The following is a 26,425-nucleotide window of genomic DNA, read 5'->3' as shown; positions in this document are numbered from 1 at the left end:
AATTGTCCGTCGACCTGTTATCGGTTTAACTGTGTGGCCCGCGCTTCGCGGTGCGATTAGCGTTTGAAAATAGGCAGTGGAGCAGACGGCCCCTGCCCCGAGGAGAGATTAGATGACAATCAAAGTTGGCGACAAGCTGCCTGCAGTGGCTTTCAAGGTAAAGACCGCAGACGGCGTCAAGGAAATGACGACCGACGAAGTCTTCAAAGGCAAGAAAGTCGTTCTCTTTGCCGTTCCGGGTGCCTTCACGCCGACCTGCAGCCTCAATCACCTGCCGGGCTACCTCGATAGCCGCGATGCGATCCTCGCCAAGGGCGTCGACCAGATTGCTGTTGTGGCGGTGAACGATGCCTTCGTTATGGGCGCGTGGGCGCAGAGCACGGGCGGAGAAGGCAAGATTCTCTATCTGGCCGATGGTTCTGCAACTTTTACGAAGGCCGCAGGTCTTGAGCTTGACGCCACTGCTGGGGGCCTTGGCATTCGTTCCAAGCGTTATTCGGCAATCGTGGAAGACGGTGTGGTCAAGACGCTCAATATCGAAGAACAGGCTGGTCAGGCCGTAACGTCGGCTGCATCGGGTATCCTCGAGCAATTGTAGAGGTCTATTTTACCGCGCATCTTGTCCGAAAACCGTTTCACAGTTTTCGGGACGCGTTTTCAAAGGGCGGCGACGCCGCCCTTTAATATGCAAACTCATTGCACTTTCAGAGATTTATGGCCGCCGTACTTGAATGGCTCCATGCCTTCCCGCGCAAGTTCGTCGGCGCGTTCATTTTCCGGATGTCCAGCATGACCCTTGACCCAATGCCAGTTCACCTTATGCGGCTTTCGCGCTTCATCGAGCGCCTGCCATAGCTCGACATTCTTGACCGGTTTTTTGGCTGCCGTCTTCCAGCCGTTGCGCTTCCAGCCTTCAATCCAGCCGGAAATGCCATCACGCACATAGACTGAGTCCGTGTAGAGATCGACTTCGCATGGTTCCTTCAGTGCAGAAAGCGCCGAAATGGCCGCCATTAACTCCATGCGATTGTTGGTCGTGTCGGCTTCGCCGCCCTTTAGTTCCTTGATATTGCCGTTCCAGCGCAAAATTGCGCCCCAGCCGCCCGGACCAGGATTGCCCGAGCAGGCACCATCCGTAAAAGCCTCAATACGCTTCACGCAGTCACTCCTTGCTGCTCAAGACCATATTCAGCAGCAGTCTCAATCTGGCGATGGAAGCGCATCTTGCGCACGTACTCCATTGGGTCTTTCTTGACCACGAAACTTCCTTCAGGAACGTTGATCCAGTCATAAAGCCGGGTGAGCATGAAGCGGATAGCGGCGCCGCGCGCCAGAACCGGCAACGCATTGGCCTCAGCCGCAGAAAGCGGACGAACCGAAGTATATCCGCGCAGAAGTGCTGCCCCTTTGGTGCGATTGTAGGAGAAATCCTTCTCAAAGCACCACGCATTCAGGCACACAGCAACATCGTAGGCCAAAGTGTCCGTGCAGGCAAAATAGAAGTCGATAAAACCTGAAAGCTTGTCGCCAAGGAAGAAGACATTGTCTGGAAAGAGATCAGCATGAATCACCCCCTGCGGCAGGTCGGTCGGCCAGTTCTTTTCCAGAAATGCAAGGTCGGCTTCCGCCTCTCGGACAAGTCCCGGCTCTACCATATCCGCACGTTCACGCGACAGATTCCACAACGGGCGCCAATCAGAAAGCGTCAGGCCATTGCGGCGACGTAGGGAAAAATCAGTGCCTGCCAGATGCATATGTGCCAATCCCTCACCGACGGCTTCACAATGCTCCACTGTCGGGCGGCGCATCCACATGCCCTCAAGGAAAGTGACGACTGCGGCAGGCCGTCCGGCAAGCTCACCGATAGTTGTGCCGTCACGACGGACCACCGGCTGCGGACACTCAAGGCCACGACGGGCCAGATGCTGCATCAGTCCGAGAAAGAACGGCAGATCTTCGCGATTGGTGCGCTTCTCATAAAGCGTCAAGATGAAGGAACCTGAAGAGGTATGCAGCAGATAGTTGGAGTTCTCCACCCCTTCCGCAATGCCTTTGTAAGATGTCAGTGTGCCGATATCGTACTGCTGCAGGAAAGCGCCAAGTTCGATTTCATTGATATCCGTATAGACGGCCATGCCGCTTATTTCCCCTGCATTAACTTTGGAATACCGACCACGCGATGGTCCCCGTTGACGAATGCCATATCCTGCACCGTCAGCTCCACATCGCGAATCTCGCGATTTACAAGGAAGTTCTCGGTTTCGACCACAGTCTCGGCCAATTCGATCTTCACGTTGAAGCGCTTCTTGAAGGCGTCAATGATTTCATCGACGATAATCTCTGGTGCCGAGGCCCCTGCCGACAGGCCCACCACCGAAATATCTCCGATGCGATCCCATTCGATATCAGCCGCGCGCTGAACCAGCATAGACATATGCGCGCCAGCCTTTTCCGCAACTTCAACCAAACGCTTGGAGTTGGACGAGTTTGGTGCACCGACGATCAGAAACAGATCGCATCCCGGTGCAGCGGCGCGCACCGCATCTTGCCGGTTGGTCGTTGCATAGCAGATCGACTCCGCTGCCGGAGCCGAAAGGTTCGGAAAGCGCGCCTGCAATTCCTCAATGATACCTGCCGTGTCATCCACCGAAAGCGTCGTCTGCGTCACGAATCCGAGATTGTTCTCGTCGTCAAAATGGCAATTGCGTGCATCCTCAACGGTTTCGATCAGCGTCACCGCACCATCAGGCAATTGCCCCATGGTGCCGATCACTTCCGGGTGGCCAGAATGGCCTATCAGAATGACATGGCGTCCCAAGCGCTGGTGACGCATGGCCTGCTTGTGCACTTTGGAAACAAGGGGGCAGGTAGCATCGAGATAAAAGAGGTTCTTGGCTTCCGCATCTGCAGGCACGGACTTCGGTACGCCATGCGCGGAAAACACCACCGGTTGATTACGGTGCTCTGCAGGGATCTCGTCCAGTTCCTCGACAAAAATTGCACCGCGGGATTGCAGACCCTCGACTACATAGCGGTTATGAACGATCTCGTGGCGAACATAAACGGGAGCGCCGTACTTCTTCAGTGCGAGCACCACAATCTGGATCGCGCGATCCACTCCGGCACAAAAGCCGCGCGGGCCGCAAAGGCGGATTTCCAGTGGTTGTCGTTGATCGGTCATGAAGCGTGCTCGCAAGGTTCGGCGTGGCTTGAAACTTAAGCGCGGTGCGCTTTGAGTTTGTTCTCACATATGTCTTCTTCTCAAAACCGGCCTTCGCTTTTGGGAGACATACTTTGATCCGGAGTTGGGCTGCAACGCGCGCGTTGTCAACCCCTCACCCCTCTTCGTCGTTATTCCTGTTATCTCGGACGAATAAAGCGATAGCGCCACAACCATACGCCGACAACCCCCAACAGCGCCAGAGCGAGGCCGTACCATGTCGCCGCGTATTGCAGATGGTTATTGGGGAAATCGATAATCGTTACACCGCCTATAGGTAGACCGCCCGGATTGGGTTTGTTGTCGGCATCAATAAAGAACGGCACGACCTCGTCCAGATTTGGCAGGTCAGCGCTTTCCGCCATCGCCGTCCAGTCCTTCCAATAGAAGATATTCTTGGCGACATCATTATCAGGAAGAAAGAAACCAGGCTTCGCCGACAACGGATCGCGCGCCAGCCCAGTCACACTCACCGGACCGTCTATCTGCCCTTCGGCGCGCGTTGACGGGTCCTTCTTCTCATAAGGAACGAAGCCGCGATTAACCAGTACGAAACGCCCGTCCTCAAGCATCAGTGGGGTATAGACATTATATCCGGCTGCTCCCTCATAGGTGGCCAGAAAATGCCGTTCGCCCTGATGCATGAAAGTGCCCGATACTGTCACCGGACGGTATTCAACCGATCCGTCTTCCCTATAGACTTTTTCCATCTCGGAGAGCGGTAGTGGCGGCTCGTGAATGCGCTGTTCGGTCGATGCAATCAGCGATTCTTTCCATTGCAGGCGTTCAACCTGCCAAGTGCCAAGCGCCAGCAAAATGACGAGCGCTATTGCCGATGCAATCACCACACCCCATGGGAAGCGACGCGACTGCTGTGCTGTCGTCATTGGCTCTCATCCTGTCGGTTGTCTATTCGGCCGGGTGCTGCCTTGTTGCGATATTGCATATTGATGAGAATTCCCTTGGCCCATCGCATGGCCACAAGGCTGAAGATAATCGCAAGTGGTACCCAAAGAAGGAAATGCACCCAGAGCGGCGGCCCCCAATTAACCTCCATCCAGAGCGCAAGACCGACGACAATGAAACCGATAATCAAAATGACGAAGGCTGCAGGGCCATCGCCGGAATCAGCAAAGGAATAATCCAGCCCACAGGCCTTACAGCACGGAGCGACTTTCAGGAAACCATCGAAGAGCTTCCCTTCGCCGCAACGCGGGCAATGTCCTGCAATGCCGCTCTTTATTGGATCAACGGGAGGATAGATGTTGTGATCCGGCATTGCGGTTCCCTTCTCATTATCTGTTCACAAACAAAAGGCGGCCATGTTGCCAGGGCCGCCTCGAAACTTGTGACTGCTAGCTATCAGCCACCATGCATCGGCGCACCCCATCCACCCCATACATAGATGGCGAAGAACAGGAACAGCCAGACGACGTCAACGAAGTGCCAATACCATGCAGCGGCCTCGAAACCGAAATGCTGTTTCGGCGTGAAGTCACCGCCGATGGCACGGAAGAGGCAAACCAGAAGAAAAATCGTACCGACGATAACATGGAAACCGTGGAAACCAGTCGCCATGAAGAAGGTTGCACCGTAGATCGAGTCTTTGAATGCAAACGGTGCGTGAATATACTCATAGGCCTGCACGAAGGAAAACAGAACGCCAAGAGCAACCGTGATAGCGAGACCGGTAATCATGCCCTTGCGATCATTGTGCAACAGCGCATGGTGAGCCCAGGTCAGCGTCGTTCCCGAAAGAAGCAGGATCACGGTGTTGTAGAGCGGCAGGTGCAGAGGATCCAGAACCTCTATGCCCTTGGGAGGCCATACGCCACCCGTGAACTCGGCACGTGCAACCTGATGCACTTCATTCGGGAACAAGCTGGCGTCGAAAAACGCCCAAAACCACGCCACGAAGAACATGACTTCGGAGGCGATGAACATGATCATGCCATAACGCAGATGCAGTGACACGACGCGGGTATGATGGCCCTCATGGCCTTCTTTGATGGTATCGGCCCACCAGCCATACATGCAGTAAAGCACGATCGCGAGACCGATGAAGAAAATCCACGGTGTCACAACGTTGAGGCCGAAGAACGGCAACTCACCGGCATTGATGTAACGCATCCATGCAATACCGCCAATGGCGAGCACGAATGCACCTACCGAGCTCAGAAACGGCCAAGGACTGGGCGCGATAATATGATAGTCGTGATTCTTCTGATGAACGTCGGCCATGTCTCTCCCCGTAAATCCCCTTAGGGGTTCCTCTCTCGTACCTCCCTGCTTAAACCGCTTATACGGTTCCAAGCAAGTCTGTCTGTAACAAGCGGTATTTCTTATCAGAATAAAACCACTTCATTGTTTTGTCTTTGCGGCATTATGCGCCGCCAGAGCATCTCGCGTTTTCGAGAACGCTCAAGGCATCAAGTTCCGTTGGTAGAGGTCGCCGCCTTGGCATTCGCCACAGGCTTCGGTTTCTCAATAGGGAAGAACGTGTAGGACAACGTGATCGTCTTGACGTCCTTCAGATCGGGATCATTGACGATCTCTGGATCAACAAAGAACACCACTGGCATCTCCATGTCCTCACCCGGCTTCAAAGTCGTATCCGTGAAGCAGAAGCATTCAACCTTATTGAAATAGGCTCCTGCTCGACCCGGCGCGACATTGAAGCTTGCGCGGCCATAGGTAGGCTGATCGAACAGATTGCGAGCCTCATATTTGATCATCGTGGTTTCGCCTATCCGAACCGCGACCTCACGCTGCACGGGCTTGAAATCCCAAGGCAGCCCGTTGGCCGTGTTCGCGTCGAAACGCACCTTCATGGTCTTGTCCAGAATCGTATCGGAATATTGTTCCACACGCTGCGTCGTGCCGCCATAGCCAGTCACCTGACAGAAAATGCGGTAAAGCGGCACTGAAGCGTAGGCCGCACCGATCATGCAGACAAAGAAAGATAGGCAAGCAACAGCAATGGTCGCGTTAGAACGCTGCTGCTTTCTCAGCTTTTGGTCTTTTCCCTGCAGATCCGCCATCTTCTCCTCCCAGGTAAAATTTAAAGCGGCCGCACCAGAATGTTTGCGCCCAGCTTGGCAATCGTACCAACGTAAACGAGCAACACGAACAGAGCCAAGGCGATTGCCAGTCCCCAGGAACGATTGCGCTGGGCCCGCTTTTGCTGCTCCGTCGGAACGATCAGCTCCAGTTTGCTATCCATTGGCTTCTGTACGGTTTCATCCATTAGAAAACTCCAAAGGCGGACAATGCCTTCATAGCCAGTGCCTCAACAAGCAGCACTGCAAACAATCCCGACAGATAGAGCAGCGAAAAGCGAAACAGCTTGCGCGCTGCTGCCAGCATTGCGGGCTGCGACCCGGCCGCCCAAAGCCGCCATGCATAGTAAACGAAAGCCAGTCCGAGCAGCGTCGAAACTGCGCCATAGACGGGACCGGCAAAACCAAGCACCCACGGCAGAACCCCGACCGGTGCCATGATAATTGAATAGAATAGCGCCTGACGACGGGTCGAAAGCTCACCCTTGACGTTCGGCATCATCGGAATGCGCGCCGCTTCGTAGTCATTGGCTGAAAAGAGCGACAACGCCCAGAAATGCGGAGGCGTCCACAGGAAGATAATCATAAACAGGACGAGGCTGTCCCAAGTGATTTCGCCGGTCGCGGCCGCCCAGCCGATCATCGGAGGAAACGCACCTGCGGCACCGCCGATAACGATGTTCTGTGGCGTCGAACGCTTCAGCCACATCGTGTAGATGACTGCGTAGAAGAAAATCGTGAAAGCCAGAAGCGCTGCCGCCAGCCAGTTGACCATCAGACCAAGCGTCACGACCGAGAAAGCCGACAGGGTCAAACCGAAAGCCAGAACCTGATTGGGCGCGATGACGCCAGCCGGAATAGGCCGGTTACGTGTGCGCTTCATAACCGCATCAATATCGGCATCGTACCACATGTTCAGCGCGCCGGACGCACCCGCGCCAACCGCGATACAGAGAATACTGATAGCAGCGAGTATAGGATTCATATGTCCCGGCGCGACCACGAGACCGACCAGCCCGGTGAAGACCACAAGGGACATCACCCGGGGTTTCAAAAGAACAAGGTAATCCCGCGCAGTCGCCTCAGAGAGGACGAGTGCATCATCAGTACCTGCGTTTTTTTCCACCAGAGACATTTAACTTAAAAACCTCAAGTTCACCGGTCCGAACACCACGCCCCTACAGCGCGGATCGGCACAATCACAACAATGTCCTCCCGGAAACCGTTCTGTTCCCGCCGGGAATGCCGTGCTTGTTGGCCGACTTTTCGTCTACCGGCGACGGGCGGAACAGAATGCCGCCCGCCCATAGCACATTTTGTGAAGGAGGGCGAAGTTTTTTCCGGACTCCGCCCATCGCACAATTACTTGATGCGCGGCAGCTGTTCCCACTGGTGGAACGGCGGCGGGGATGAGAGCTGCCATTCCAGCGTGGTTGCGCCTTCACCCCACGGATTTGCACCAGCCTCACGCTTCTTCGCGAATGCCTCGAAGACATTGTAGAGGAAGATCAGTACGGCAAAGCCCGAAATATAGGAGCCGTAGGACGATACCATGTTCCAGCCTGCATATGCGTCCGGATAGTCGATGTAACGGCGCGGCATGCCAGCAAGACCAAGGAAGTGCTGCGGAAAGAAAACCAGGTTAACGCCAACGAAGGTAACCCAGAAATGCAGCTTGGCCGTGAACTCGTTGTACATGTAGCCGCTCATCTTCGGGAACCAGTAGTACCAGCCCGCAAAGATCGCAAAGACCGCACCCAGCGACAGAACGTAATGGAAGTGCGCCACGACGTAATAGGTGTCATGCAATGCACGGTCGAGACCGGCATTGGCGAGCTGAACACCCGTCACACCACCAACCGTAAACAGGAAGATGAAGCCGATTGCCCACAACATCGGTGCGCGGAAGGTGATCGAACCACCCCACATCGTCGCGATCCACGAGAAGATCTTGATCCCTGTGGGAACCGCGATGACCATCGTGGCAAACACGAAGTAACGCTGCGTATCGAGCGACAGGCCGACCGTATACATGTGGTGAGCCCAAACCACAAAGCCAACGACACCGATCGCGACCATAGCGTAGGCCATGCCGAGGTAACCAAATATCGGCTTGCGCGAGAAGGTCGATACGATGTGGCTGACGATGCCGAAGCCCGGCAGAATCAGAATGTACACTTCCGGATGCCCGAAGAACCAGAACAGATGCTGATACAGGATCGGATCACCACCGCCATCCGGCGTGAAGAAGGTCGTTCCGAAGTTACGATCGGTCAGCAGCATGGTGATGCCGCCTGCCAGAACCGGCAGAGAAAGCAGAAGCAAAAACGCCGTCACCAGCACAGCCCAGGCGAAGAGCGGCATCTTGTGCAGCGTCATGCCCGGCGCGCGCATGTTGAGGATAGTGGTGATGAAATTGATCGCGCCGAGGATCGACGACGCACCCGAAATGTGGATTGCCAGAATGGCAAAGTCCACAGCCGGCCCGGGCTGACCCGAGGTCGACAGAGGCGGATACAGTGTCCAGCCGCCGCCGGGACCCCAGGCACCGGGCGCTGAAGGCATGAACAGCGAGATCATCAGCAGCAATAGCGCAGGCGGCAGAAGCCAGAACGAAATATTGTTCATGCGCGGGAAAGCCATGTCCGGCGCACCGATCATCAGCGGCACCATCCAGTTGGCAAAACCGCCAATCAAAGCCGGCATGACCATAAAGAAGATCATGACAAGAGCATGCGCAGAAGTGAACACATTGAACATCTGCTTGCCGGCATCGAGCGCAGCGTCGCCCTCAACACCGTAGACCATGGACGCGAGCCCATGGAAAATCTGAATGCCCGGCTCCTGGAGTTCAGCGCGCATCGCGATGGACAGTGCGCCGCCGATGATGCCGGCGATGATTGCAAAAATCAGGTACAGGGTACCGATGTCTTTATGATTGGTCGAGTATACCCAACGAACCCAGCCGTGCGGCTTGTGGTCGTCGTGGGCACCATGCTCGTGAGCTGCTGTGCCAGCCATGGATTTCGCTCCCGTTTTTCAACAGTCTTGGCGTTCGAGGTCTAAAGACCCGCCGCAGCCACCTTATCGTTTGCACCACCTTCAACAGTGGCCTGAAGTGCCTTATTCGCGCTGTTCAGATCCGATCCCGCAGCAGCGATCCAGGTCTGATACTGCTCTTTCGAAACAACGCGCACGGCGATTGGCATGAAGCCATGATCCTTGCCGCAAAGCTCAGAGCACTGACCGTAATAAAGACCTTCCTTGTCCGCCTTGAACCAGGCTTCGTTGATGCGACCCGGAACGGCATCCATCTTCACGCCGAAAGCCGGTATCGTCCACGAATGGATCACGTCGGCAGCGGTGACGAGGAGGCGAACCGTTTCACCAACCGGAACCACAACTTCATTGTCGACGGCGAGAAGACGCGGATAACGCGCACGATCCTCTTTTCCGGCGGCAGCACGATCACCGTCCTTCAGAAGAAGAGAATCAAAGCTGACCGGATTGTCGACCTGATACTCGTAACCCCAATACCACTGGTATCCCGTTGCCTTGACCGTCAGCGTCGGATCCTCAGGCGAATACTGCGCCGTCAGGAGCTGGAAAGACGGAACCGCCAGAAACAGAAGAATGATCACAGGCCCAATGGTCCAGATCACTTCAATAGCGGTATTGTGGCTTGTTTTGGACGGCTCAGGATTTGCACTCGCACGAAAGCGAAGCACGACCCAAACCAGCAAAAACAGCACCAGCAAGGTAATTGGAATAATGAACCAGAGCGTATAACGCTCAAACCAATGAATCTGTTCGGCAATTCCAGTCGCTGCGTCCTGAAATCTCCATTCCCAGGGACGGGGCTGATCCGCAAAAGCGGCACCAGTCGTCCACAGCACTGCAAGAGCACCGCCGAAGGCGCCCTTCGTTGTGGCAACAATCTTATCCACCAGAACTCTCTCCCTTTTCGCCCTTTCGAGCTGGACGCCGGACGCTAAAGACGGCCGCATCCCCCGTCGGCGTTCAAACCACACCTTAGCGCACACCGCAAGGAAGGCGAATATGTTCCTGTGCGGCATTTTTGCGCGCAGCCCATGGGGAGAAGTTCAAGCGTTCGAGTTTGTTCAATCGGCCAGAGGTGCTCGCTTTCATTGCAAAAACTTGGGAAAACCGCACGAAACCCATAATGAAGCCATGATTTGACAAGACGTTTTTCTTAACGTGCCGCGTGACAATCGATGCAACAGACGGTATCACCGTTGCTATGATGGCCAGGACAGATTAACGCCAATCACGGTGCTTTTCATGGCCAATGCAGCGCGTTAACGTCCCGGTGATTCGATCTGGAGATTTCATGACTTTTCGCATGCTTGCCCGCCGTACGACCAGCCAGCGCCTTGCAACTATTGCAACAGGTGTCAGCTTGACACTTGCCGCTGCGGCGCTTCCTTCGGTTGCTCAGGAACCATCGGCGCAGTTACAAACCCCACAGGAGGCCCCTGCCGCCCAGTCGCAGGCCGCTCCGACCAGCCCGCAACAGAGCGGCAAGCTCAAGTCGCAGCATGGAGCATGGTCCATTCTCTGCGATACGCCCGCTGGTGCCAAAACGGAACAGTGCGCGCTGATCCAGAACGTGGTTGCAGCAAAGCGTCCCGAGTTGGGCCTTTCAGTCGTGGTTCTCAAAACTGCAGACAACAAGGCCCGTATTCTTCGCGTCTTGGCCCCGCTCGGCGTTTTGCTGCCCAACGGACTTGGTCTGAATGTGGATGGCAAGGACATTGGGCGCGCCTATTTTGTCCGCTGTTTCGAAGATGGCTGCTACGCTGAAGTCATCCTTGAGGATGATCTTCTCAAGACATTGCGCTCTGGCAAGGCTGCGACCTTTATCGTCTTCCAGACGCCGGAGGAAGGCGTGGGCATACCCGTTGATCTGAAGGGATTTGGCGAAGGCTTCGACGCTCTCCCCTGATCACAACTGCGATGACCGGTTGTTCTCAACCGATTTAAGGCTTACATCCTGCAGCAAACACATGCTGCAGGATGTATTTTTATGAGAAGCCTTATCGACAGTTTCGACGCCAGCCGCGACGATATCGAACGCCTTGTCGCCCAGAGTCTGCAAGGCAGCGATGATGGCGAGCTCTTCGTGGAATATCGCGAAGCAGAAGCACTTGTTTTCGACAATGGCCGTCTCAAGAGTGGATCATTTAATCAAGACCAGGGCTTTGGGCTGCGTTCAGTCGCGGGCGAAGCAATCGGTTATGCCCACGCGGGTGATCTTTCACTTGCTGCCTTGAAACGCGCTTCAGATGCTGTTTCTGCTACCTTAAAGGGCTATGGCGGAAACTACGCGGCGGCACCCGCCGGTACCAACCGTCACCTTTACTCGGATGAAAACCCCATCGGTTCGCCGACCTTCGATGCTAAGGTGCAACTCTTGCAGCAGATTGATGCCTATCTGCGCGCCAAAGACCCGAAAGTACGCCAGGTTTCCGTCTCTCTCGCAGGCTCGTGGCAGCAGGTCGAGATTCTGCGCGCCGACGGTCATTTCGTGCGCGATATACGACCCATGGTGCGCCTGAGTGTTTCGGTGGTGGCAGGCGATGGCGACCGTCAGGAATCAGGCTCACATACGGTTGGCGGACGCAAGGGATTCGGTGAATTTGTTACCGCCGAAAGCTGGCAGCACGCGGCGGATGAGGCATTGCGTCAAGCGCTCGTCAATCTGGAAGCCATCCCTGCCCCCGCAGGCACATTCGACATTGTTCTCGCAAGTGGCTGGCCGGGCGTGATGCTGCATGAAGCCGTCGGGCACGGCCTGGAAGGCGACTTTAACCGCAAGAAGACCTCGGCCTTTGCCGGGCTGCTTGGACAGCAAGTTGCCTCAAGGGGAGTAACGGTTGTCGATGATGGCACCATCGCCGAGCGGCGCGGTTCGCTCACTATTGATGATGAAGGTACACCCACCAATCGCACCGTGCTAATCGACGACGGTAAGCTCGTCAATTATATGCAAGACCGCCAAAACGCCCGTCTGATGGATATGAAAGCCACCGGCAATGGACGCAGGGAATCCTATGCTCATGCCCCCATGCCGCGCATGACGAACACCTATATGCTTTCTGGCGACAAGACACCTGAGGAGATCATCGCCTCCATGAAGAAGGGCATTTATGCCGTTTCCTTCGGCGGCGGTCAGGTCGACATCACCTCCGGCAAGTTCGTATTTGGTTGCACGGAAGCCTACCTGATCGAGGACGGCAAGGTTGGAGCACCGATTAAGGGCGCAATGCTGATCGGCAACGGTCCAGACGCCATGCAGCGGATTTCGATGATTGGTAACGATATGAAGCTCGATACCGGCAGCGGCAATTGCGGCAAGGGTGGCCAGTGGGTTCCTGTTGGCGTCGGTCAGCCGCATCTGCGCATGGATCAGGTAACGGTGGGCGGCACGGCTGTATAAAAGTCGTGCTGTCGCTTTCGGTCATAAGCCCACTTGTGAGCATCACCTAACTTGCAGGCACGGGTTGTAAAGTGCAAATTACAGGCTGTGGCCCGCACAGCGGTGTGAGATGTGAGGCCGATCTGGAGATAGAAATGCCTGAATCGCCTTACGACTGGACGGGTAAGCGAACAGAAAAACGCGACCGGCAGAAGCATATGCTGGTAGTGACAGCCATCGCAATGGGCGCACTCATTCTTGTCCTCGGCATGGTGGACGGCCTGCTGATCCTGCTCGGCTGATATGCTTCAGTCTACGAAATCAGTTGTGCCGGGGTAGAAAGCCCTAACGATCTTTTGGAGACGGTATCTTTCCGCTGTTCCAACCCAAAACCGGAAGCCTTCGTTTACACACTCGATTCATTCTGGAAGAAATTCTTAGTGGCAGGTCACAAGGTCCAGGCTGGCCTGGTGAATGCAGACTGGTGTTTAGAAATGCCGAAGCTCTGGACAAGCTGAAAACGCGCGCCGGCAAGCCATTTCTCGAGTCACTCAAACGCCTCATAAACGAAGCAGATCGGATAGTCGTCAGATTCTCGTAAAAGCCGGTCTGAACTTATATGCCCGGATCCTCTTCCAGCAAACCGGTTACAAAATCGAACAAGCCCGGGCGGCGGTCGCGGCGGAGACGCTCCGCGTCGATGATCGACTTGATGGCAGCAAAGGAGCGGTCCAGATCTTCATTGATGACAATGTAGTCGTATTTCACCCATTTCTGGATTTCAAAACGGGCATTCTGCAAGCGTGTCTCAATCACATCAGCCGTATCTTCCGCACGACGGTTCAGGCGCTGCTGCAACTCGCGCATGGTGGGCGGCAGAATGAAGATTGAAACCACATCAGCGGGCATCTTTGCTTGCAGTTGGTCCGCCCCCTGCCAGTCAATGTCAAACAGCATATCCTGACCGTCGGCCAGTGCGATTTCAGCAGTTTCGCGCAGCGTACCATAGAAATTGCCGTGGACCTCGGCCCATTCAATCAGTTCGTCATTGTCGCGCAGGCGTTCAAACTCGCGGATCGTCTTGAAATGGTAGTGAACCCCTTCGATCTCGCTTGGGCGACGCTGGCGCGTCGTCACGCTGATCGACAGCGAAAGGTTCATCTTCTTGTCTTCCAGCAACAGCCGGGCAATGGTAGACTTACCGGCTCCAGATGGCGATGAAATCACCACCATCAGGCCTCTACGTGCGACGCCATTTTCAACCGACGAGATGGCCATGATACCTGTTACTCCAGATTTTGTACTTGTTCGCGAAACTGATCGACGACTGCTTTCAGTTCCAGACCGATGGCTGTGATCGACGCTGCATTCGATTTGGAACACAGTGTATTAGCTTCACGATTAAATTCCTGTGAAAGAAAGTCGAGCTTACGCCCGACAGGCCCTCCATCTGCCAGAAGCTTGCGGGCGGATGCCACATGGGTCTCCAACCGGTCAAGTTCTTCCTGAATGTCGGCCTTCGTCGCAAGAAACGCCGCTTCCTGATAGAGCCGCGCTTCATCAAGCTCGCGTGCGGCATCCATCAGCACGGCCACCTGGCCAGCCAAGCGCGTTTTGATCGCATCCGCGCGACGTGACGGATCGCGACGCGCATTCGAGGTCAGCCGCTCTATACTGTCAATATGGCCAGTAAGAATACTGAAGAGGGCTTTGCCCTCCTGCATGCGCGCATCGGCGATTGCCTTAAGTGCCCCCTCAAACCCCGAGACGATGGCAGATTCCAGTCCGGCGCGCTCGTCTTCATTATCAGCCATCTGAGCCTGATCAATGATACCGCGCAGTGAAAGAACGCCGTCAACACTGGCAGGGGCCAGCCCATGCTGGGCCTGTAAATCCGCGCCGATTTTCAGGATCTCCGCGAGCATCGCCCGATTGATGCTGAAACCGGGCTGAGCCTCGCTGCGTTCCACACTGAGACTGGCCTGAAAATTCCCACGCGAGAAATGACGCGCCAACATTGAGCGTACAGGATGTTCGGTCGCTTCAAGGCCCTGCGGCAGACGCAGCCGTAGATCGAGCCCCTTACCATTGACGGATCGCACTTCCCAGACGATACGCGCTTCTCCGCCTTCCATGGCGTGTTGCACGGCATGGCGTGCAAATCCGGTCATGCTTTGGAGCGCCATGCGTTCCATCCCCTCAACTCACGCCCGCAACAGCGCGGGGTTACTCAAAAACCAAGCCGAAGCCAGCGGCAAGCACCGGCTTCGGTTATACATTCTCACATTCCGTCAAGGTCTATAGCAAAGTGCTATTCGCTCGCGCTCTGACCCGAACCTTGTTTGTTATTGCTGCCACTATTGTTCTGCCGTTCGATATTCTTCTGTTCTTCCACAGAGCGCCACTTGCGGACATTGGCGTTGTGTTCCTGTAGCGTCTTCGAGAACACGTGACCACCTGTGCCGTCGGCAACGAAGTAAAGATCTTCTGTATCCAGCGGATTAGCGACAGCTTCCAGCGCAGCCTTGCCCGGATTGGCAATCGGCGTCGGCGGAAGACCATTGATCACATAGGTATTGTAGGGTGTCGGCTTTTCGATATCCGACTTGAAGATCGGTCGGTCTGACGGTTTGCCAGCCCCGCCGAAAAGACCATAAATAATGGTCGGGTCGGATTGGATGCGCATCCCTTTCTTCAAGCGATTGATAAAAACGGAAGCCACATGCGGGCGTTCGGACGCTATGCCGGTTTCCTTTTCCACGATTGAAGCCAAAGTCACAAACTCGTTCTTGTCCTTGATTGGCAAGTCAGCGTTACGCTTGGCCCAGGTCTCGTCCACGAGCTTTTTCTGCGAGGCGATCATACGATCAATGATTTCTGAACGCGTCGTGCCGCGTGTGAAATTTAGCGTATCGGTGAAAAGTGAACCTTCCGGCGGCATGTCCTTCGGCATATCGCCAACCAGTGTCGGATCAGCCGAGATACGGTCAAAAATCTGCTTGACCGTCAGACCTTCTGGAATAGTCAGCGGATACATGATCGATTTGCCGCTGATGAGAATCTTCATTACATCGCGCATCGAAGCGCCCGCCGGAATGGCATATTCGCCCGCTTTCAGATCATTCTCATGACCGAGCGTCCGCACACCATAGCGGAAAATACGCGCATCGCTGACGATCTCACGATTTTCCAGGCTATTGGAAACTTCTGCAATACCAGCACCGCGTTTGACGAGAAACGTCGTTTCGGTATTGAGCGGGCCTTGCCCGTCAAACTGCATCTTGCCGAAATAGAACAAGGCCGACGCACCGAGCAGAACAAGCACGATCAGCGACAGCATGAAGTTCATGAAAACGACAATCTGGCTGCGCGCATGGCGCGAACGCTTGCGCGGCGGCGGTGTTCCCGGCTCAGGACGCAGAGCTTCAGACGCGGATTTCGGCACGAACGGCTTTGAAGTCACGTTCGCTTCCTGCCCCGCACCCTTGAGCTGCTCGTCTGCAGGGGGTGTTCCGGATTGCGCCTCTGAATTCACTCAATCACCTCGGTCCAGAGTATTTCGTTGGTTCATAGCAAACCACGAGAAAGGCTCTGCCTATCTATTTTGGCGAGCCGCCCGGCATATTGTGCCGAATGCGCGCCCAAACGGCCATTTGCACTTATTACTCGTCCGAGCAGATAAAGCCCTTCGGAGTCATGATACACTAACCGCTGTTCGCGATTTTAAACATCGCATCGGGTTATATTTTGGCAAAAACGCGGAGAAATCCCCGCGTTTTTTATATTCCATATTCTATCTTCAGCGATACCAATCAGGAGTATCGGCGCAAGACCAGCGAAGCGTTGGTTCCGCCAAATCCGAAAGAGTTCGACAGAGCCACATCGATCTTGCGTTCACGCGCCTTGTGCGGAACCAGATCGATCTTTGTGGAGACAGCCGGATTGTCGAGATTGAGCGTAGCTGGCGCGATATTGTCGCGGATGGCAAGCGTCGAGAAAATTGCTTCGGCGGCACCAGCGGCACCCAGAAGATGGCCGATAGCAGACTTGGTTGAGGACATCGAAATCTTCGATGCAGCATCGCCCACCACGCGCTCGACAGCGTCAAGTTCGATGGTGTCAGCCATGGTCGACGTGCCATGGGCGTTGATGTAGTCGATCTGATCGGGTGTGATTTCTGCACGCTTCAGAGCCGCGACCATGCAACGCTCAGCGCCCTCACCGCTCTCGGTCGGGGCAGTAATGTGATAGGCGTCGCCCGAAAGGCCATAGCCGATGACCTCGGCATAGATTTTTGCGCCGCGCGCCAGTGCATGCTCCAGCTCTTCGAGAACCACAACGCCCGCACCCTCGCCCATCACGAAGCCGTCGCGGTCTTCGTCATAAGGGCGAGAAGCTGCGGTCGGATCGTCATTGCGCTTGGTGGACAAGGCTTTGCAGGCGGCAAAACCTGCCAGCGAAATGCGACTGACCGGCGATTCCGTTCCACCGGCAACCATGACATCCGCATCGCCAAAAGCAATCAGACGAGCAGCGTCGCCGATAGCGTGCGTGCCGGTTGCGCAAGCCGTCACAACCGAGTGGTTCGGTCCGCGCAGCTTATGCTTGATAGACACGTGGCCGGAAGCCAGATTGATCAGGCGGCCAGGAATAAAGAACGGCGAAATACGGCGCGGACCTTTGTCGCGCAGCGTGTAGCCTGCCTCGACAATACCTTCGATACCGCCAATGCCGGAACCGATGAGAACACCAGTACGGACCTGATCCTCGTCGCTTTCAGGATGCCAGTTGGCATCGTCCAGTGCCTGATCGGCAGCACCGACAGCATAAACGATGAAGGGATCAACCTTGCGCTGTTCCTTGGGCTCCATATAGAGGTCGGCATTGAAGGTGCCATTGGTACCATCGCCAACCGGGATGCGGCAGGCAATCTGGCAGGCCAGATCGTCAACTTCAAATTCCGTGATGCGGCGAGCACCGCTTTCACCGGCAATAAGACGCTTCCAGGTCTCTTCGACACCGCTGGCAAGCGGCGACACCAGACCAAGACCGGTGATGACGACACGCCTCATATCCACCCCTTAAAACTCTGTTATGTCAGGAACACCGCCCCGCAGGCTTGAACCGGCAGAACATATGTCCGGGCCTGGAAGGGATGGCGCTCCAATTGTTGAAACCGGAGCCTGCCATGTCGAACGCGATCTCCGACCAGCGTTCCGGCAGATTCACAAACAGGCCGCTTAACGGCCCTTGTGCATATGCGCCCCGATCGCAAAGACGAAAGAGACGGCTAAAAACAAGCAGGGCCAGGATTCGCGAGAACCCCAGCCCAATGCCCAAGTTCAGATTAGGCGGAAGCCTTGTCGATGAACTTCACAGCGTCGCCGACCGTAAGGATCGTTTCGGCAGCGTCGTCAGGAATTTCAACGCCGAATTCCTCTTCGAAAGCCATGACCAGCTCGACCGTATCGAGGCTGTCTGCGCCGAGGTCATCGATGAAGCTTGCGCCTTCCGTGACCTTGTCGGCATCTACGCCCAGATGTTCAACAACGATTTTCTTGACGCGCTCTGCGGTATCGCTCATGTCGGAACCTCGACCTGTGTGTTTGTTGCTCTGCCTTGGTTAGCGGCATGCAGGATTGTAATCAAGTTATAAGATGTCTGCCAAGTTTCGAGCGAAGCCGCCCGGACAGTCATCCTGTGGATATTCCTTTCGGAACAGGATCACGGCGCTTCTACTCAGAATGCCGCAACTCTCGATGGGCGCATTACCATGCTTCTTGAGCAAGGCAAAGCGCCTTTTCCTTCTCCAACCCCCGTATTAAGGCATTTTATACCATAATTGGGAGAAGAAGAGCGGTTAGATCATGGCCATACCGCCATTGATATGCAGGGTCTGGCCCGTCACATAGGCTGCCTCGTCGCTCGCCAAATAGACAACTGCCGCAGCAATATCCCCACCAACGCCCATGCGCTTCATGGGTATGCTGCCCATGATCGCTTCTTTTTGCTTGTCGTTCAGCTTGTCGGTCATGGCCGATTCGATGAAGCCCGGCGCAATGCAGTTCACCGTCACATTGCGGCTTGCGATTTCCTGCGCCAGCGACTTGGAGAAGCCGATGAGACCCGCCTTCGACGCGCAATAATTCGCCTGCCCCGGATTGCCGGTCACGCCGACGATGGAGGTGATGTTGATGATGCGGCCATTGCGGCGGCGCATCATCGGATGGGTCAGCTCACGCGTCAGGTTGAAAACCGAGGTGAGATTGACATTCAGAACGGCATCCCAGTCTTCATCGCTCATGCGCACGAACAGGCCGTCACGGGTGATACCGGCATTGTTGACCAGAATATCGACGCCGCCCAGCTCTTCTTCCGCCTTCTGGCCGAGCGCCTTGACGGCTTCGCGGTCCGACAGATTGGCCGGGAAGATGAAAACACGATCGCCGAGTTCGGCAGCCAGTTCCTTCAGCTTTTCTTCGCGCGTACCGTGCAGGCCGACAATAGCGCCCTGTGCATGGAGAGCGCGAGCAATCGCTTCACCCAGACCGCCGGTCGCACCGGTTACGAGAGCCTTGCGGCCAGTCAGATCAAACATATCGGATCCTTTTAGCTAATGAGCTTTTATGCCAGAGCAGCAAGCGCTGCTTCGATTTCTTCAGCCGAACCAACAGCGGCGCCCGACACATCCTTGGAGATGCGGCGCGCCAGACCGGTCAGAACCTTGCCCGAACCTACTTCATAAAGCGAGGTCACGCCATTGGCGGCAAACCATTCCACGGTCTCGCGCCATCGCACCTGACCCGTCACCTGCTCAACCAGCAGATCGGCGATTTCACTGGCGTCCGTCACCGGCGCGGCGCGCACATTGGCGATGAGCGGGACAACCGGATTGTGCTTCTCGACACTGGCCAGCGCTTCGCGCATTGCTTCAGCAGCCGGGGCCATCAGAGTCGAATGGAAGGGTGCGGAAACCGGCAGCATGATGGCGCGCTTTGCGCCCTTTTCCGAAGCAAGCTTTGCCGCCAGTTCGACCGCAGCCTTGGAGCCGGAAATTACCAGCTGGCCGCCGCCATTGTCATTGGCGATCTGAACCGAACCGGAAGCCTTTGCTTCCGTGCAGATTGCTTCCACATCGCCATGTTCCAGACCGATGATCGCAGCCATCGCGCCTTCGCCAACCGGAACAGCCTTCTGCATCGCATTGCCGCGAATGCGCAGGAGGCGCGCCGTATCGGCAAGCGAGAAGGTGCCGGCAGCGCAAAGTGCGGAATATTCGCCCAGCGAATGACCGGCCACGTAGGAAACCTTTTCCTTCAGCGAGAAGCCACGCGCTTCCATGACGCGCAGGACGGCCATCGACACGGCCATCAGCGCGGGCTGGGCATTGGCGGTGAGCGTCAGAACGTCTTCCGGGCCTTCGAACATGGTGGCGGACAGCTTTTCGCCAAGCGCTGCGTCCACTTCGTCGAAGACGGCGCGCGCTTCCGCGAACTGTTCGGCCAGGGCTTTGCCCATGCCTACCGCCTGGCTGCCCTGTCCGGGAAAGGTAAATGCTACCGCCATTGATGCCTCGTTCTGGTTCTATGCATATGATAAAGGTGAAACCGGTATCCGTTTTCGCCGCCATGCCTGCAATGAAATGCACAATTTGGCGCGATGTGCCTTAGCCTTGGGCGAAAAGTCAAGCATTTGTCGGTTTTTCGGGGATATCGCGCTTGCAAACAAGGGGAAAAACACGTAATAGCCGCCCGTTCATTGTTCGGCACCAGCTGGGGGCTGAACGGAGGGCCGTGTCTTCTTGCCGTTAAAAGCAGGATAGCACGTTGGAAGTCATAAGCGCTTCTGCCTCCCGTGTCTCCGCTCTCGACCGTCTCAAATACGCGTCCTTTCTTCACCGGTTTCCGGCAAAAGAGAAGTCGCAGGGGCTTAGCCGCTGGTGTCGGCGTGATATAACGAAGAAAGGCAAAGCCAATGGCTCTTTATGAACATGTGCTTCTTGCCCGCCAGGACATTTCCCAGCAGCAGGTCGACGCTCTTGTCGAACAGTACAAGGGTGTCCTCGAAGCTAATGGCGGCAAGGTCGGTAAGGTTGAAGCTTGGGGTCTGCGTCCCCTCACCTACCGCATCAAGAAGAATCGCAAGGCGTATTATACGCTTCTGAACATCGACGCTCCGGCTGCTGCCGTTGCTGAAATGGAACGTCAGATGCGTATCAATGAAGACGTCCTGCGCTTCATGACCATTCGCGTTGAAGAACACGAAGAAGGCCAGTCGGCTATGCTGACCCGCCGTGACGACCGTCGCGAGCGTGATGGTGATGATCGCCCGCGTCGTCGTGAAGGTGGTTTCGACCGTGGGGACCGTGGTGATCGCGGTCCGCGTCGCCCACGCGACAACGAAGCTGGTGAAGGAGCATAATCATGGTTGATATCAATCAGATCCCGACCCGTCGTCCTTTCCATCGCCGTCGCAAGACGTGCCCGTTCTCCGGCGCAAACGCACCGAAGATCGACTACAAGGACATCAAGCTTCTGCAGCGTTACATTTCCGAACGCGGCAAAATCGTTCCTTCCCGTATTACAGCTGTCAGCCAGAAAAAGCAGCGTGAGCTCGCCAAGGCGATCAAGCGCGCTCGTTTCCTCGGCCTGCTGCCTTACGTTGTGAAGTAAGAACAAGATTTCGGGAGGTGGTTCGCTGCCTCCCGTCTCCTCCGTTGCGATGGGCGTAGCGGACGTATCAAAAACCCAAGTTGAGACGTCTTGTTAATCGTCTCTAACTGCAAGACCGGCCGGACCGGAGCAGGACAGCGAAACTGATGAAATTCAATGGAACCATTATCGGTATCGGCATATTGGCGGGGCTTGCCTCGGCGTTGATGTCGTCCGGCGTCGTCGCCCAAGGTGGCGCGATGGCGGCTATGGCCATGGTTCTCTACTTCCTGACACCCCTTCCCATCTTCGTTGTTGCGCTTGGCTGGGGTTCGGGCGCCGGTATCGTTGCCGCCGCCACAGCCACAGTTGCCGTCGGTGTTGTCGCTGTCCCGCTTGCGGCACTCCTGATGGCATTGACGAGTTTCATTCCCGCAGCAACCGGCGCTTATCTGTCCGGCCTCGCGCGGCCAGCCGAAGAACTCGGCGGACCGAAGGATATTCTCGTATGGTATCCGTTGTCGGATATCGTGTTCCGGCTCGCCGTGATGGTGGCGCTGAGCTTCGTTGTCATCGGTGCGATTCTGGGCTTTGGCCCGGACATGGCGCGCGAACTCGCAAATACGCTTATCGACCGCGTTGCCGAAGCCGATCCGCAGTTCACGGCCAGCGATGACATTCGCAACAGTGTGACGTCGCTGCTGATGGTGGCCCTCCCCGCGATCCAGCCTGCAACCTGCCTCGCAATTCTCGTTGGTAATCTCTATCTGGCACAGCGCCTGATTTCTATGTCGGGTCGCATGCGCCGACCGCGCGACGACTGGCCGGCAACACTGCGTATGCCGCGTCCGGCCCTGCTCGTCTTCGCGGTCGCTCTTGCGGTTGCGTTTCTTCCCGGCGGTACCGGATTGATTGCAACCGTCATCGCCGGTGCGCTCAGCGCAGGCTTCATGATGTCAGGTCTTGCCATCATGCATTTTCGCACACGCGGCAAGGTGTGGCGTCCAGTGGCGCTGTGGCTCGCCTACTTTGCGATCATACTCTTCGCATTCCTGCTTTTCATCTTCATGGTTCTCGGACTTTTCGACACTTCGCGCGGCGCGCCAGTTTCGAAAATGCCGGGCGCTGACAGTCAGTAACCGAATCAGAAACTCGAAAGGAAACTCCAATGGACGTTATTCTTCTGGAACGCATCGGCCGCCTCGGCCAGATGGGCGAAATCGTCAAGGTCAAGGACGGCTATGCCCGTAACTTCCTGCTCCCGCAGGGCAAGGCTCTTCGTGCCAACGAAGCCAACAAGAAGAAGTTCGAAGGCCAGCGCGCTCAGCTCGAAGCCCAGAACCTGGAACGCAAGAACGAAGCCAGCGCTGTTGCTGAAAAGCTCAATGGCGAAAGCTTCATCGTTGTACGTTCGGCTGGTGAAACCGGCCAGCTCTACGGTTCAGTTTCGACCCGCGACATCGCCGAAATCATCTCGGCCAACGGCTTCACCCTACACCGCAATCAGGTTGAACTGAACCATCCGATCAAGACGATCGGCCTGCACGAAGTTTCGATTTCGCTGCATCCGGAAGTTCAGGTTCAGGTTACGGTCAACATCGCCCGTTCGACAGAAGAAGCCGAACGTCAGGCAAAGGGTGAAGACCTGACCTCGATCGAAGCTATCTACGGCATCGAAGAACAGCCTCTGTCGGAAGAAGTTTTCGACGACGAAGAAGAAGCTGAAGATCAGGCTTAATTTCGCCAACTAATATCCGAGAGAATGGCCAGCCAGACGGCTGGCATTCCCATCGGGGTAAACTTTATATGATCGTGCCCGGCGGCCTCCGTCGGGCATTTTCTCTTTTCAGATCGGTAAAACTCCCTATTCTGCATATTAGTATTGGATTGGAGAGGGTGCTGACGGAAACGTCCGCGTTGCTTGGGCATTACTCCCTAGGCCGATTGACCGAAGGGATATTGCCTGAAAATCTGATGACAGTGCGGTCCTGATACTTATTCTGCCGCCTGCCATGCAAACGCATGGACGTGCGCCTGCTTCGATCCCCCAAGAGGAGATGGGGCCGATGTATGGAATGATGCGTACCGTTCTTTCGCATATGATTAAGACCGGCGACCTGACGGTTACCGATTCCAGTGGCGCGCGTGCGCATTATGGCGACAAGACTGGCGTGCCGGTTCATATACACTTTAAGACAAAGCATGCAGAGCGCGCCGTAGCACTCGACCCGGAACTGAAACTCGCCGAATGTTTCATGGACGGTGAGATCGACTTTCTGGAAGGTGATATTTACACGCTACTCCGGATCGTGTTTGAAAATACCGGGCCTACAGCCGCCACAGAGCCGTGGATGAAGGCCCTGGCGAAGCTACGCATTCTGTTTCGCCGCTTTCAGCAGATGAACACGATTTCGCGGTCTTCGGATAACATCAAAAGTCACTATGATCTTTCGGGCGAGCTTTACGACCTGTTTCTCGATCCCGATAAGCAGTATTCCTGCGCTTATTTCGATCCGCCAAATGCCACTCTGGCCGAAGCACAGCTTGCCAAAAAACGCCACATCGCCGCGAAATTGCTGATGAAGGAAGGCGACAAGGTGCTCGATATCGGCTGTGGCTGGGGCGGCATGGGGCTCTATCTCGCCCGCCATCTCAAGGCCAATGTCACCGGCGTAACTTTATCCGAAGAACAGCACTCCGTTGCCAACCAGCGCGCACGGGATGAAGGACTTGGCGACCGTGCGAAGTTTGAACTGACCGATTATCGCAACATCGACGACAAGTTTGACCGGCTGGTGTCGGTCGGGATGTTCGAACATGTCGGCGTCGGCCATTTCGCCGAGTATTTCCAGCACGTTGCTCGCCTGATGAAACCGGACGGCGTTTTCCTTCTGCATGCCATCGGACGTGCTGATGGACCGGGAGCGACAAATCCGTTCATCCGCAAGTACATCTTCCCGGGCGGTTATATTCCGGCACTTTCAGAGGTTTTGCCACATATCGAAAAGGCCGGGCTGTATGTCACCGACGTAGAAATCCTGCGACTGCATTATGCGGAAACGCTGAAGGCGTGGCGGGAGGCGTTTATGGCCAATCGTGACAAAGCCAAGGCGCTTTATGACGAGCGCTTCTGCCGTATGTGGGAGTTCTATCTGGCAGCGTCGGAAAGCGCGTTCCGCTGGCAAAATATGATGGTGTTCCATATTCAGATCGCCCACAGGCAGGAATCCGTTCCACTGACCCGCAACTATATCGAGGCGGAAGAAAAACGTCTCAAGCGCCTCGACAGCGCGCCGAAAGGGGCCAATAGCGAGGGGCGAGCCGTCAGGAAAAGCATGAACGCTTGAAACCGCCCCGCCAATCCGGAGTCAGTCCGCGTCAACAGCGGACTGACAAAACCATCATCGAAACTGTGGATCAGTGTGAATCATGGTATAGCTTGTTTCTTCCAGCAGGAATCATCCGAAGCCTCGTTGCGTTTGGCCTCGCTTGAAGGCTAGCTGGTTGCATCAGGAACGGAAAAGAGAATCATGGCGGAAGCGGCGGTACGTAAACTCGACGATGCGCGAGACCAAAAAGACGCGCTTTATCGGGAGGCCCCCCATAATATTGAAGCGGAGCAGGCGCTGCTGGGTGCCATTCTGATCAATAATGATGCCTTTTACCGGGTGTCCGACTTCCTCAAGCCGACGCATTTCTTCGAACCTCTGCACCGTCGAATCTATGAGATCACGACCGATCTCATTCGCGTGGGCAAGATGGCCAATCCCGTGACGATGAAGACCTTCCTGCCGACCGAAGGCAAGGTCGGTGATCTCACGATCTTTCAATATGTAACCCGTCTCGCAACCGAAGCCGTTACCATTATCAACGCAGAGGACTATGGTCGTGCGATCTACGATCTGGCGACACGTCGAGCGCTGATTGGCATCGGCGAAGACATGGTGAACGTTGCCTATGACGCGCCTGTCGACATGGCCCCGCAGGAACAGATCGAAGATGCCGAACGCCGCCTGTTCGAATTGGCCGAGACAGGCCGCTATGATGGCGGTTTTCTGCCATTCAAGGATGCTGTTACCACCGCCGTAGACATGGCCAATGCCGCCTTTATGCGCGATGGGCACCTTTCCGGTATTTCAACCGGTATTCACACCCTCGATGCCAAGATGGGCGGCTTGCAGCCTTCCGATTTGATCATCCTTGCGGGTCGTCCGGGTATGGGCAAGACCTCGCTTGCAACCAATATCGCATTCAACATTGCCAATGCCTATGAAGGCGAGCAGCAAGCCGACGGTACCGTAAAAGCGGCCAATGGCGGCGTGGTCGGCTTCTTCTCGCTTGAAATGTCGGCGGAACAGCTGGCAACACGTATCATTTCCGAGCAAACAGAAGTTTCGTCCTCGAAAATACGCCGTGGTGACATTACAGAAACCGATTTTGAAAAGCTCGTCGCCTGCTCGCAGGTGATGCAGAAGATCCCCCTCTATATCGACCAGACCGGCGGCATCTCAATTGCGCAGCTTGCAGCGCGGGCGCGCCGCCTCAAGCGCCAGCGTGGCCTCGATGTCCTTGTGATCGACTACGTGCAGCTGATGACTGGCTCGTCGAAAGCTTCGGCGCAGAACCGCGTTCAGGAAATCACCGAGATCACCACTGGCCTCAAAGCGCTCGGCAAAGAACTGAACGTGCCCATCATTGCGCTTTCACAGCTCTCCCGTCAGGTGGAAAGCCGCGACGACAAGCGCCCACAGCTCTCTGATCTTCGTGAATCGGGCTCAATCGAGCAGGACGCCGACGTGGTTCTATTCGTGTTCCGTGAGGAATATTACGTTAAGAACCTCGAACCGCGGGACGAATTCGATCCGAAATATGAAGAATGGAAACAGCACTTTGAGAAAGTGCGCGGTACTGCTGACGTCATTATAGCCAAGCAACGTCACGGACCAACCGGCACAGTCAAGCTTGCCTTCCAGTCTGAGTTCACACGATTTGCAGACCTGGCCGAGGGTTCCTATCTCCCGGAACAATATGAATAAGCTTCCCGATCCTAAAGGGC

General features: G+C 55.7%; 28 protein-coding genes. 10 read left to right on the top strand and 18 right to left on the bottom strand.

The features are described 5' to 3' along the window. The first annotated feature begins 112 nt into the window (after positions 1–112). Complete coding sequence (locus FJQ48_RS02035; RefSeq protein WP_139973542.1) at positions 113–598, top strand: peroxiredoxin; 486 nt, start codon at positions 113–115, stop codon at positions 596–598. A gap of 95 nt (positions 599–693) precedes the next feature. On the opposite strand, the gene rnhA is transcribed toward FJQ48_RS02035, so the two are convergent. The 11 genes from rnhA to coxB all read right to left on the bottom strand — a co-directional run bounded on the left by rnhA (position 694) and on the right by coxB (position 10,226). Next, entirely contained in the window at positions 694–1,158 is a 465-nt protein-coding gene (gene rnhA, locus FJQ48_RS02030) for a ribonuclease HI (protein WP_139973541.1), read from the bottom strand. Further along, on the bottom strand, positions 1,155–2,135 hold the full coding sequence (locus tag FJQ48_RS02025; protein ID WP_139973540.1) for a homoserine kinase: 981 nt from the start codon (positions 2,133–2,135) through the stop codon (positions 1,155–1,157). Before FJQ48_RS02025 ends, rnhA begins: the two co-directional genes overlap by 4 nt. Before the next feature lie 5 nt (positions 2,136–2,140). Continuing rightward, positions 2,141–3,181: a 4-hydroxy-3-methylbut-2-enyl diphosphate reductase gene (gene ispH / locus FJQ48_RS02020; protein WP_139973539.1), complete on the bottom strand. Its 1,041-nt coding sequence runs from the start codon at positions 3,179–3,181 to the stop codon at positions 2,141–2,143. Positions 3,182–3,360: 179 nt separating this feature from the next. Then, a complete protein-coding gene (locus FJQ48_RS02015; protein WP_139973538.1) occupies positions 3,361–4,107 on the bottom strand; it encodes an SURF1 family protein in 747 nt (248 codons plus the stop codon). Further along, a complete protein-coding gene (locus FJQ48_RS02010) occupies positions 4,104–4,499 on the bottom strand; it encodes a DUF983 domain-containing protein (protein ID WP_139973537.1) in 396 nt (131 codons plus the stop codon). The genes FJQ48_RS02015 and FJQ48_RS02010 overlap by 4 nt, the downstream gene beginning before the upstream one ends. Before the next feature lie 83 nt (positions 4,500–4,582). Beyond that, a complete protein-coding gene (locus tag FJQ48_RS02005) occupies positions 4,583–5,461 on the bottom strand; it encodes a cytochrome c oxidase subunit 3 (RefSeq protein WP_139973536.1) in 879 nt (292 codons plus the stop codon). A gap of 188 nt (positions 5,462–5,649) precedes the next feature. Further along, a complete protein-coding gene (locus FJQ48_RS02000) occupies positions 5,650–6,261 on the bottom strand; it encodes a cytochrome c oxidase assembly protein (RefSeq protein ID WP_139973535.1) in 612 nt (203 codons plus the stop codon). A gap of 20 nt (positions 6,262–6,281) precedes the next feature. Beyond that, a complete protein-coding gene (locus tag FJQ48_RS01995) occupies positions 6,282–6,467 on the bottom strand; it encodes a hypothetical protein (RefSeq protein WP_139973534.1) in 186 nt (61 codons plus the stop codon). Beyond that, the gene (locus FJQ48_RS01990; RefSeq protein WP_139973533.1) at positions 6,467–7,414 is read right to left on the bottom strand and encodes a heme o synthase; all 948 of its coding nucleotides are present in this window, start codon (positions 7,412–7,414) and stop codon (positions 6,467–6,469) included. Before FJQ48_RS01990 ends, FJQ48_RS01995 begins: the two co-directional genes overlap by 1 nt. A gap of 227 nt (positions 7,415–7,641) precedes the next feature. Next, complete coding sequence (gene ctaD / locus FJQ48_RS01985) at positions 7,642–9,300, bottom strand: cytochrome c oxidase subunit I (RefSeq protein ID WP_139973532.1); 1,659 nt, start codon at positions 9,298–9,300, stop codon at positions 7,642–7,644. 41 nt (positions 9,301–9,341) lie between these two features. After that, positions 9,342–10,226: a cytochrome c oxidase subunit II gene (gene coxB, locus FJQ48_RS01980; protein ID WP_139973531.1), complete on the bottom strand. Its 885-nt coding sequence runs from the start codon at positions 10,224–10,226 to the stop codon at positions 9,342–9,344. 404 nt (positions 10,227–10,630) lie between these two features. Here coxB and FJQ48_RS01975 point away from each other — a divergent pair, with 404 nt between their 5' ends. The 3 genes from FJQ48_RS01975 to FJQ48_RS22255 all read left to right on the top strand — a co-directional run bounded on the left by FJQ48_RS01975 (position 10,631) and on the right by FJQ48_RS22255 (position 13,020). Next, the gene (locus FJQ48_RS01975; protein WP_139973530.1) at positions 10,631–11,245 is read left to right on the top strand and encodes an invasion associated locus B family protein; all 615 of its coding nucleotides are present in this window, start codon (positions 10,631–10,633) and stop codon (positions 11,243–11,245) included. A gap of 81 nt (positions 11,246–11,326) precedes the next feature. Continuing rightward, the gene (gene tldD, locus FJQ48_RS01970; protein WP_139973529.1) at positions 11,327–12,739 is read left to right on the top strand and encodes a metalloprotease TldD; all 1,413 of its coding nucleotides are present in this window, start codon (positions 11,327–11,329) and stop codon (positions 12,737–12,739) included. Positions 12,740–12,873: 134 nt separating this feature from the next. Further along, the gene (locus FJQ48_RS22255) at positions 12,874–13,020 is read left to right on the top strand and encodes a hypothetical protein (protein ID WP_180350089.1); all 147 of its coding nucleotides are present in this window, start codon (positions 12,874–12,876) and stop codon (positions 13,018–13,020) included. A gap of 313 nt (positions 13,021–13,333) precedes the next feature. Here the strand turns inward: FJQ48_RS22255 and gmk are convergent, their stop codons facing one another. The 7 genes from gmk to fabD all read right to left on the bottom strand — a co-directional run bounded on the left by gmk (position 13,334) and on the right by fabD (position 20,284). Continuing rightward, positions 13,334–13,996, bottom strand: a complete 663-nt coding sequence (gene gmk / locus FJQ48_RS01960) for a guanylate kinase (protein WP_139973528.1) — start codon at positions 13,994–13,996, stop codon at positions 13,334–13,336. Between the two features lie 8 nt (positions 13,997–14,004). Next, positions 14,005–14,904 carry a YicC/YloC family endoribonuclease gene (locus tag FJQ48_RS01955; RefSeq protein WP_139973527.1) on the bottom strand — a complete coding sequence of 300 codons (900 nt, stop codon included), beginning with the start codon at positions 14,902–14,904 and terminating at the stop codon, positions 14,005–14,007. Positions 14,905–15,029: 125 nt separating this feature from the next. Beyond that, positions 15,030–16,253, bottom strand: coding sequence for an endolytic transglycosylase MltG (gene mltG / locus FJQ48_RS01950; protein WP_139973526.1), 1,224 nt, complete (start codon positions 16,251–16,253; stop codon positions 15,030–15,032). A gap of 277 nt (positions 16,254–16,530) precedes the next feature. Then, positions 16,531–17,790: a beta-ketoacyl-ACP synthase II gene (fabF, locus tag FJQ48_RS01945; protein ID WP_139973525.1), complete on the bottom strand. Its 1,260-nt coding sequence runs from the start codon at positions 17,788–17,790 to the stop codon at positions 16,531–16,533. Between the two features lie 275 nt (positions 17,791–18,065). Continuing rightward, a complete protein-coding gene (locus FJQ48_RS01940) occupies positions 18,066–18,302 on the bottom strand; it encodes an acyl carrier protein (RefSeq protein ID WP_002963616.1) in 237 nt (78 codons plus the stop codon). 276 nt (positions 18,303–18,578) lie between these two features. Continuing rightward, the gene (fabG, locus tag FJQ48_RS01930) at positions 18,579–19,316 is read right to left on the bottom strand and encodes a 3-oxoacyl-[acyl-carrier-protein] reductase (RefSeq protein WP_139973524.1); all 738 of its coding nucleotides are present in this window, start codon (positions 19,314–19,316) and stop codon (positions 18,579–18,581) included. 26 nt (positions 19,317–19,342) lie between these two features. Continuing rightward, positions 19,343–20,284 (bottom strand): ACP S-malonyltransferase, encoded by a 942-nt coding sequence (fabD, locus tag FJQ48_RS01925; protein WP_109368479.1) that lies wholly within the window; start codon positions 20,282–20,284, stop codon positions 19,343–19,345. A 408-nt stretch (positions 20,285–20,692) separates the two neighbouring features. Between fabD and rpsF the strand changes: the two genes are divergently transcribed. The 6 genes from rpsF (at position 20,693) to FJQ48_RS01895 (ending at position 26,405) form a co-directional block, all read left to right on the top strand. Beyond that, positions 20,693–21,139, top strand: a complete 447-nt coding sequence (gene rpsF / locus FJQ48_RS01920) for a 30S ribosomal protein S6 (RefSeq protein ID WP_139973523.1) — start codon at positions 20,693–20,695, stop codon at positions 21,137–21,139. Positions 21,140–21,141: 2 nt separating this feature from the next. Further along, positions 21,142–21,390, top strand: a complete 249-nt coding sequence (rpsR, locus tag FJQ48_RS01915) for a 30S ribosomal protein S18 (RefSeq protein ID WP_006466219.1) — start codon at positions 21,142–21,144, stop codon at positions 21,388–21,390. A gap of 146 nt (positions 21,391–21,536) precedes the next feature. After that, complete coding sequence (locus tag FJQ48_RS01910) at positions 21,537–22,508, top strand: DUF2232 domain-containing protein (protein ID WP_139973522.1); 972 nt, start codon at positions 21,537–21,539, stop codon at positions 22,506–22,508. 29 nt (positions 22,509–22,537) lie between these two features. Beyond that, entirely contained in the window at positions 22,538–23,107 is a 570-nt protein-coding gene (rplI, locus tag FJQ48_RS01905) for a 50S ribosomal protein L9 (protein ID WP_139973521.1), read from the top strand. A gap of 328 nt (positions 23,108–23,435) precedes the next feature. Further along, entirely contained in the window at positions 23,436–24,716 is a 1,281-nt protein-coding gene (locus tag FJQ48_RS01900) for a cyclopropane-fatty-acyl-phospholipid synthase family protein (RefSeq protein ID WP_139973520.1), read from the top strand. A gap of 183 nt (positions 24,717–24,899) precedes the next feature. Then, entirely contained in the window at positions 24,900–26,405 is a 1,506-nt protein-coding gene (locus FJQ48_RS01895; RefSeq protein WP_139973519.1) for a replicative DNA helicase, read from the top strand. Positions 26,406–26,425 lie beyond the last annotated feature (20 nt).

Source organism: Ochrobactrum sp. CGA5, from assembly GCF_006345815.1.
GTDB lineage: Bacteria > Pseudomonadota > Alphaproteobacteria > Rhizobiales > Rhizobiaceae > Brucella.
The sequence above is the reverse complement of the archived record's forward strand: the minus strand, read 5'-3'. Positions and strand labels throughout refer to the sequence as shown.

Excerpts from the sequence above, each read along its gene's own strand:
- FJQ48_RS02035 (WP_139973542.1), top strand. The coding sequence starts at position 113 with ATGACAATCAAAGTTGGCGACAAGCTGCCTGCAGTGGCTTTCAAGGTA.
- FJQ48_RS02025 (WP_139973540.1), bottom strand. The coding sequence starts at position 2,135 with ATGGCCGTCTATACGGATATCAATGAAATCGAACTTGGCGCTTTCCTG.
- ispH (WP_139973539.1), bottom strand. The coding sequence starts at position 3,181 with ATGACCGATCAACGACAACCACTGGAAATCCGCCTTTGCGGCCCGCGC.
- FJQ48_RS02015 (WP_139973538.1), bottom strand. The coding sequence starts at position 4,107 with ATGACGACAGCACAGCAGTCGCGTCGCTTCCCATGGGGTGTGGTGATT.
- FJQ48_RS02010 (WP_139973537.1), bottom strand. The coding sequence starts at position 4,499 with ATGCCGGATCACAACATCTATCCTCCCGTTGATCCAATAAAGAGCGGC.
- FJQ48_RS02005 (WP_139973536.1), bottom strand. The coding sequence starts at position 5,461 with ATGGCCGACGTTCATCAGAAGAATCACGACTATCATATTATCGCGCCC.
- FJQ48_RS02000 (WP_139973535.1), bottom strand. The coding sequence starts at position 6,261 with ATGGCGGATCTGCAGGGAAAAGACCAAAAGCTGAGAAAGCAGCAGCGT.
- FJQ48_RS01995 (WP_139973534.1), bottom strand. The coding sequence starts at position 6,467 with ATGGATGAAACCGTACAGAAGCCAATGGATAGCAAACTGGAGCTGATC.
- FJQ48_RS01990 (WP_139973533.1), bottom strand. The coding sequence starts at position 7,414 with ATGTCTCTGGTGGAAAAAAACGCAGGTACTGATGATGCACTCGTCCTC.
- ctaD (WP_139973532.1), bottom strand. The coding sequence starts at position 9,300 with ATGGCTGGCACAGCAGCTCACGAGCATGGTGCCCACGACGACCACAAG.
- FJQ48_RS01975 (WP_139973530.1), top strand. The coding sequence starts at position 10,631 with ATGACTTTTCGCATGCTTGCCCGCCGTACGACCAGCCAGCGCCTTGCA.
- tldD (WP_139973529.1), top strand. The coding sequence starts at position 11,327 with ATGAGAAGCCTTATCGACAGTTTCGACGCCAGCCGCGACGATATCGAA.
- FJQ48_RS22255 (WP_180350089.1), top strand. The coding sequence starts at position 12,874 with ATGCCTGAATCGCCTTACGACTGGACGGGTAAGCGAACAGAAAAACGC.
- gmk (WP_139973528.1), bottom strand. The coding sequence starts at position 13,996 with ATGGCCATCTCGTCGGTTGAAAATGGCGTCGCACGTAGAGGCCTGATG.
- FJQ48_RS01955 (WP_139973527.1), bottom strand. The coding sequence starts at position 14,904 with ATGGCGCTCCAAAGCATGACCGGATTTGCACGCCATGCCGTGCAACAC.
- fabF (WP_139973525.1), bottom strand. The coding sequence starts at position 17,790 with ATGAGGCGTGTCGTCATCACCGGTCTTGGTCTGGTGTCGCCGCTTGCC.
- FJQ48_RS01940 (WP_002963616.1), bottom strand. The coding sequence starts at position 18,302 with ATGAGCGATACCGCAGAGCGCGTCAAGAAAATCGTTGTTGAACATCTG.
- fabG (WP_139973524.1), bottom strand. The coding sequence starts at position 19,316 with ATGTTTGATCTGACTGGCCGCAAGGCTCTCGTAACCGGTGCGACCGGC.
- fabD (WP_109368479.1), bottom strand. The coding sequence starts at position 20,284 with ATGGCGGTAGCATTTACCTTTCCCGGACAGGGCAGCCAGGCGGTAGGC.
- rpsF (WP_139973523.1), top strand. The coding sequence starts at position 20,693 with ATGGCTCTTTATGAACATGTGCTTCTTGCCCGCCAGGACATTTCCCAG.
- rpsR (WP_006466219.1), top strand. The coding sequence starts at position 21,142 with ATGGTTGATATCAATCAGATCCCGACCCGTCGTCCTTTCCATCGCCGT.
- FJQ48_RS01910 (WP_139973522.1), top strand. The coding sequence starts at position 21,537 with ATGAAATTCAATGGAACCATTATCGGTATCGGCATATTGGCGGGGCTT.
- rplI (WP_139973521.1), top strand. The coding sequence starts at position 22,538 with ATGGACGTTATTCTTCTGGAACGCATCGGCCGCCTCGGCCAGATGGGC.
- FJQ48_RS01900 (WP_139973520.1), top strand. The coding sequence starts at position 23,436 with ATGTATGGAATGATGCGTACCGTTCTTTCGCATATGATTAAGACCGGC.
- FJQ48_RS01895 (WP_139973519.1), top strand. The coding sequence starts at position 24,900 with ATGGCGGAAGCGGCGGTACGTAAACTCGACGATGCGCGAGACCAAAAA.